Origin of the sequence: Pseudomonas sp. B6002 (genome assembly GCF_013385985.1) — a bacterium.
Lineage (GTDB): Bacteria > Pseudomonadota > Gammaproteobacteria > Pseudomonadales > Pseudomonadaceae > Aquipseudomonas.
Window position 1 is genome coordinate 117,547 of sequence record NZ_JACAOY010000015.1, and the last position, 6,000, is coordinate 123,546.

At 61.3% G+C, this 6,000-nt stretch carries 6 protein-coding genes; all 6 read right to left on the reverse strand.

The features are described from left to right. Positions 1 to 199 precede the first annotated feature (199 nt). Complete coding sequence (locus tag HX792_RS20635) at positions 200 to 436, reverse strand: hypothetical protein (protein WP_176997831.1); 237 nt, start codon at positions 434 to 436, stop codon at positions 200 to 202. A 4-nt stretch (positions 437 to 440) separates the two neighbouring features. Continuing rightward, a complete protein-coding gene (locus tag HX792_RS20640; protein ID WP_176997832.1) occupies positions 441 to 887 on the reverse strand; it encodes a GNAT family N-acetyltransferase in 447 nt (148 codons plus the stop codon). A gap of 80 nt (positions 888 to 967) precedes the next feature. After that, positions 968 to 1,876 (reverse strand): AraC family transcriptional regulator, encoded by a 909-nt coding sequence (locus tag HX792_RS20645; RefSeq protein WP_176997833.1) that lies wholly within the window; start codon positions 1,874 to 1,876, stop codon positions 968 to 970. Positions 1,877 to 1,912: 36 nt separating this feature from the next. Next, positions 1,913 to 2,608 carry a fumarylacetoacetate hydrolase family protein gene (locus HX792_RS20650; protein WP_176997834.1) on the reverse strand — a complete coding sequence of 232 codons (696 nt, stop codon included), beginning with the start codon at positions 2,606 to 2,608 and terminating at the stop codon, positions 1,913 to 1,915. 107 nt (positions 2,609 to 2,715) lie between these two features. Beyond that, the gene (locus HX792_RS20655) at positions 2,716 to 3,045 is read right to left on the reverse strand and encodes a hypothetical protein (protein ID WP_065906328.1); all 330 of its coding nucleotides are present in this window, start codon (positions 3,043 to 3,045) and stop codon (positions 2,716 to 2,718) included. Between the two features lie 91 nt (positions 3,046 to 3,136). Continuing rightward, positions 3,137 to 5,638, reverse strand: coding sequence for a TonB-dependent siderophore receptor (locus HX792_RS20660; RefSeq protein WP_176997835.1), 2,502 nt, complete (start codon positions 5,636 to 5,638; stop codon positions 3,137 to 3,139). Between the last annotated feature and the right edge of the window lie 362 nt (positions 5,639 to 6,000).

Consider the following 6,000-nt stretch of genomic DNA (forward strand, 5'->3'; position numbering starts at 1 on the left):
ACCTGTAACAAGATTATTTTAATCCTTTCGTCGGATTAAAAGTCGCGTAAGTCATTCAATAACCACACATTTTTTGAGGTAGCCCGAAGCACTTGTGCCACTTTTTGGTGCAAGTACCGCGACTATCACCTGACACTTCGTCGGTATATATCCGCTGTATAAATAAGGTTATTGATTATAACGGCGCGACACTTTCGGACTAACGCGCCTTAAGTTGCTTGCACGCCTCGGGCGGCTGGAGGTTGGCCGGCAAGGCCGCACGGGCCACGCTTTCGATATGTTGGCAAAGGGCCAGGCGTTCGGCGGCCTCCTCCCGCTCCTGATCAACCCGCGCATTGAGCCGTACAAAGTAGAAGCCCAGCAAAACCGCGACGCACAGCACCCCGATCACAAAGTAGCGAAAGCTGTTGGAGGACGGGGCTTCGGGTGGGTTCATGGCACTACAGCGCCCTGCTCTTCTGGTAACGAACGTCGTCGCCGTCGACCTGATCCACCACCGACCAACCGAGGCGTTGGTAAAACCCGTTGGCGCGGATTTCATCGCGCCCGTCGGTGACCAGGAACAACGTGTCATGGCGTTCAAACAAGGCTGCCTCGGCAACCGTCATCAATTGGCGGCCGAGCCCTTGGTTCTCATAGGCCGGCCGCACGAACATCGCAAACACTTCGCCACCGTCCAGGTCGACCATGGAAAACCCGGCAGGCTCGCCATTGACCTCGGCGATCCACACACAGGGCGCTTCACGGATGCTGTCCGCCAGCCCATCCGGGGTAATGCCCAATTCGGCCATTTGTTCCCGGCTCAGGTGGTTCTGCACCACCGAGGTACGAATCGCAAACAACGTGTCGATGTCCTGCGGTGTCGCCTGCCGTATCCGCGTATTCATGGGCGCTTCCTCCGTTGAAGCACGCGATTGTATGCAAATAGAAACATATGCATTGTCGTGGTTTTGTAAAAAGCGCGCGATTACAGGGATTCAGTGTGCTGCTGGCGGCGGAATTGCCCCGGCGCCAAGCCGTGTGCCTTGCGGAAACAGCGGGAAAAGTACGCCTCATCGGTGAAGCCACAGCGCTGGGCGATAACGCCGATCAACTGCGCACTGTTGAGCAACAAGGTACGCGCCAGTTGCATGCGACGGTCGAGCACCAGTTGGGAGAACGGTTTGCCGGTCTCCTTGCGCAACAAGTGAGTGAGGTAATTGGGCGACAGGAAAGCCGCGGCGGCGGTGTCTGTCAGGTTGAGGGTGGGTTCGTGCAGGTGCTCGCGGATATGCCCCTGCACCCGTGCCAGCGCGTCCTTGCGCCCGCGCCGGGTGGCGTTGCTGGCGGCAAATGCCTGCAGCGGCTCGGCGTAGGCCTGGCACACCAGGCCGATCAGCTGGAACAGGTAGCCCTTGAGGCGCTCGCGCGCGCCGAAGGTGCGGTGGGCGTCGAGGGCACGCATCTGGGTGAGCCAGGTTCGCACTTCTTCGAAGGCCGCGTCGTCGAGGATGAAGTCCAGCTGTTCCTGGAAGCGAAACGGTGCCAGTTCTGGCGCCTGGCCGATGGGGATGTCTTCCAGGTCCAGTGGGTCGCACGTCAGCTGGGGCAGGAAAAACGCCTGGCTGAAGTTGATCAGCATGAACTCGCCATCCTCGGGATGAGGGATCACGTGCAGGCGATGGGGCAAGATGAACGCCAGGGCCTTGTGCGGAAACGGCCGCACCGCGCCGCCGATATGCTGCACGGTGTCGCCGCCGAGGTTGATCTGGATCTGGAAATACTCATGGCGATGGGGGCTGGTCAGCGCCGCCCGCCCGCGTTTGTCGCGGATATAGAAGTCGGGGCGGTCGCTGCGTTGTTCCATGCCATAGGTGGTGACGCGGGTGCCTGGCATAACAGTCTCTCGGGTGGCCTGGGCACCACTTTAGCCTCAACCCTGGCTGAGGGTGAAACGCAACTCGCCAATGCCGTCGATGCCGGCCGTGAGCACATCCCCCGGCTGCACGGCACCCACACCTGCGGGCGTACCGGTGAAAATCAGGTCGCCCGCCTTGAGCGCCACGGATTTGGACGCGTGGCTGATCACTTCGCTGACGGACCAGATCAGGTCGGCCAAGTCACCCACTTGGCGTTGTTCGCCGTTGACCTTGAGCCAGATTTTCCCCGTGGAGGGATGGCCGATGGCACTCACGGGCCGCAAGGCGGTGGTCGGCGCCGACTCATCAAACGCCTTGGCCCAATCCCACGGACGGGAGAGTTTTTTCGCCTGGGCTTGCAGGTCGCGGCGGGTCAGGTCGATGCCAACGCCATACCCCCAGATATGCGACAACGCCTCTTCAGGGCTGATATCCACCCCACCCTTGCCGATGGCCACCACCAGTTCCACTTCATGGTGCAGGTCGGCGGTCAGCGGCGGGTAAGCGATCACCCTTTCGGCGGGCACGACGGCATCCGCCGGTTTCATAAAGAAAAACGGCGGCTCGCGGTCTGGGTCATGGCCCATTTCCCGGGCGTGCTCGCTGTAGTTGCGTCCCACACAAAATACCCGGCGCAGCGGGAAACGTGCGTCGCTGCCCTGGATGGCAAGGGAGGGAATGTGCGCGGGGGTGAATACGTAATCAGTCATGGCCTGTGCCTCTTCGTTTACCTGGCGCCAGTATGGCGAGGGGCACGAGGGCAAAGTTGGACAGGCTTACGCAGATTTTGCACTGGCCGGTGCTTTGCGAGAGGCCATCATTTACGCGCTACTTTGTACCGCAGGCAATCCTGGTAAAAGCTCTGGCGAATCGCCTCGGGTTTCAGCCGGGAACGGCTGTCATAGGTCTGCTCGGTGATGCCCATGGCCATCATGCGCATCCACGATTTGCTGAACTTGATGGTCTGGATCTTCTGCCGCGCGGCATACAGCGACACGCCCGACAGCTTGAGTTCCTGAGCCCTGGCGGCCGTGCCAGCGCCCCAACTGCACATGTACTTGTCACCCTCGCGCAGCTCCCGTGCCTGCACGGCAGCCGCGCCGCCTGCCAGGGAGCAGGCGATCAGCATGATTCCAACAGTGCGCATTTGCATCCCCACCTAACCACCTGAAAATAAAAGCGATTCTGGCGAGGATTTTGTTACAAAGGGGCCATTAAATTGCCTTATCGGCGCATTTTTACCACTGATAGGTCGCACTCGCCTGCACGGTGCGCTGCGAGCCGTACCAGCACCACGAGTACGAGTAGCACGAGGCCACGTACTCTTTATTGGCCAGGTTGGTGGCGTTCAATGCCAGGCGCAGGTTGTCTTTGAGGCTGGTGATGTTCGGGATGTCGTAATGCACCGCCGCGTCGAACAAGGTGTAGCCCGGCACTTTCAGGGTGTTGGCAGTATCGCCCCAGGACGACCCGACATACCGCGCACCAGCGCCCGCACCAAAGCCTTTCAGGCTGCCGTCATGGAAGGTGTAGTCCGCCCACGCCGACGCGGTATGGCGCGGCACGCCGTAGGTGGTGGTGCCCTCGGCGGCGATGGCCGGGCCTACGCCCACATCGCTGATCGGCGCATAACGCACGGTGCTGTTGGACTTGCTGATGCGGTTGTCCAGGTAGGCATAGGCGGCGGTGATGTCCAGGTTGTCATTGAGGCTGGCCTTGCCTTCGAGCTCAAAGCCACGGGACTGCACTTCGCCATCCTGGCTTTGGCAGCGGCCGGTGCCGCACAGGTGCGTCGGGTCCGGGTCGGTGGTGAGCACGTTGGTCTGGCGCAGGTCGAAGATCGCGGCGGTGATAAAGCTGTTGCTGCCAGGTGGCTGGTACTTGATGCCCACTTCATACTGCTTGCCTTCGGTAGGCTTGAACACCGAACCTCCATACCCCGTGCCCGATTGCGGCTGGAACGACTCCGAATAGCTGGCGTACGGCGCCAGGCCGTTATCGAACAGGTAGACCAGCCCCACGCGGCCGGTAAAGGCCTTGCTGTCCAGGGACGATTTGGCCTTGGCACCGGTGCTGAGGGTCTGCGTGCTGTTGTCGGTGCTGGCCCAGTCATAGCGGCCACCCAGCAGCAGCACCCACTTGTCCCACTTCATCTGCTCTTGCAGGTAAACGCCGGTCTGCTCGCTGCGCGACGTGCCGTCGGTGGTATACGCGGGCACCGGAACCGCCGCGCCGTACACCGGATTGAATATATCCAGGGTTGGGCCCGCGGTGTACACGCCGGAGCCCTGCTTGGTGTCGGTGCTGGTGTTTTGATAGTCGAGCCCCATCAGCAGCGTGTGCTGCAGCGGGCCGGTGTCGAATTTGGCTTGCAGCTGATTGTCGAGGGTGTAGGCATCCATGTCGACGTCAGCGGCAATGGTAGAGCGTCGGATGGTGCGGTAATCCGCCATCAGGTAGTTGTTGTAGAGACTGCGGTACTGGCCTTCGCTGCGCAGGTAGCGCGCGTTCTGGCGTACGGTCCACACATCATCGAAGTGATGCTCAAAGGCGTAACCGATGGAGTAATACTCACGGTTGCTCTGCTCGAAGTTCTTCTCGCCGTCATAGAAATCCACGTCGATGCTGCGCCCGGTCGGGCTGTGCAACACCGATCCCCAGGCCGGCACCGAACCGTAGGACGCGCCCTTGGGGTCCTTCTGAAAGTGCCCGAGCAGCGTGAGCGACGTCGCCTCGTCCGGGCGCCAGGTGAATGCGGTGGACAGCGACTGACGGCGGGTCTCGGTGTGATCCACTTGCCCATCTGCATCGTCGAAAAGCCCGGCGACGCGGTAGGAATAAACGCCCTGATCATCGATCGGCCCGCTCAGGTCGAAGGTGGTGCGCTTCTTGTTGAAGGTGCCGTACTCCACGCCGACTTCATGAAACGGCGTATCCAGCGGGCGCTTGGTGACCATGTTGATCACGCCGCTGGGCGTGCCCTGCCCGTACAGTACCGACGCCGGCCCGCGCAGCACTTCGACGCGCTCCAGGTCGAAGGCGTCCTTTTGCGGCAACGCATCGCGACTGGACGGCATGCGCAGGCCATCCAGATAGGTGGCCGGGGCAAAGCCACGGATAGTCAGTTGGTCCAGGCGCGATGCCGTGGCACCACGGGTTTCCGGGATCACGGCGGCGCTGTAACGCAGGATCTGGTTGAGGCTCTCGGCGTTCTGCGCGCGCATCTGGTCCTTGGTGACAATCGAGATCGACTGCGGGGTTTCGATCAACGCGGTGTCGGTCTTGGTGCCCGACAGGCTGCGCGTCGCCACGTAGCCGGACACCGGCCCGGTGGGGCTTTCGGCCTGGTAGGCGCCGCTGATGGTGGTGGCCTGCAACTCCATGGCCCCGCCGTTATCCGGGATCGGCTCCAGGCGGTAACGGTCGGCGGAAATCTTCAGGGCCTGCAGGCCACTGCCGGCGAGCAACTGGTTCAGCGCCGCGTCGGTGTCGTACTGCCCGCTCAAGCCATTGCTGTGCTTGCCCCGCGCCAGGCTCGCATCAAACGCCAGCACGAGGTTGGCCTGCTCGGCCAGGCTGTTGAGCGCCTGGCTCAGATCACCCGCAGGAATCGAGAAGCGGCGCAGCGCGCTGCTGCTTTCTTCGGCAAAGGCAGGTTGAACAGACAGCAACGGCACGGCGGCAAAGGCGAACGCCACTGACAGGGCCAGTGGGTGCAAGGGACGAGCAAGGCGCGACATGGGAAATCCTGCGTAATAGAGGTTCTATTAACCATGACGGCCAGGTCGGAAAATCGGGCAAGGATGAGAGCCATTTTTATTTGCGCGGCTTTTCGCTATGAGCCGGATCGCTTTTTTTCGTAATCTCCTGGGCTAGTTTTTCGCGGTTTTTTCCCGCTCTACGTCATCCCATTCTGATTTTTTCAACCGTTCATCCCGCCGCTTTTTGCTGCGGCAGACTCCGACGCCTTGCCCTTCGACGAGACGTCACGGATGACACACACCGCCCACATTGCCTTTATCGAACACGAGCTGGATGGCTTCCATCAGAGCCTGGCGGAGTATCGCCAGCAGATGGGCGCCTGGTACGCGCAGGCGTTGGA

What these genes read in the sequence shown, in the direction of transcription:
- HX792_RS20635 (WP_176997831.1), bottom strand. Translation starts at nt 436, where the DNA reads ATGAACCCACCCGAAGCCCCGTCCTCCAACAGCTTTCGCTACTTTGTG.
- HX792_RS20640 (WP_176997832.1), bottom strand. Translation starts at nt 887, where the DNA reads ATGAATACGCGGATACGGCAGGCGACACCGCAGGACATCGACACGTTG.
- HX792_RS20645 (WP_176997833.1), bottom strand. Translation starts at nt 1,876, where the DNA reads ATGCCAGGCACCCGCGTCACCACCTATGGCATGGAACAACGCAGCGAC.
- HX792_RS20650 (WP_176997834.1), bottom strand. Translation starts at nt 2,608, where the DNA reads ATGACTGATTACGTATTCACCCCCGCGCACATTCCCTCCCTTGCCATC.
- HX792_RS20655 (WP_065906328.1), bottom strand. Translation starts at nt 3,045, where the DNA reads ATGCGCACTGTTGGAATCATGCTGATCGCCTGCTCCCTGGCAGGCGGC.
- HX792_RS20660 (WP_176997835.1), bottom strand. Translation starts at nt 5,638, where the DNA reads ATGTCGCGCCTTGCTCGTCCCTTGCACCCACTGGCCCTGTCAGTGGCG.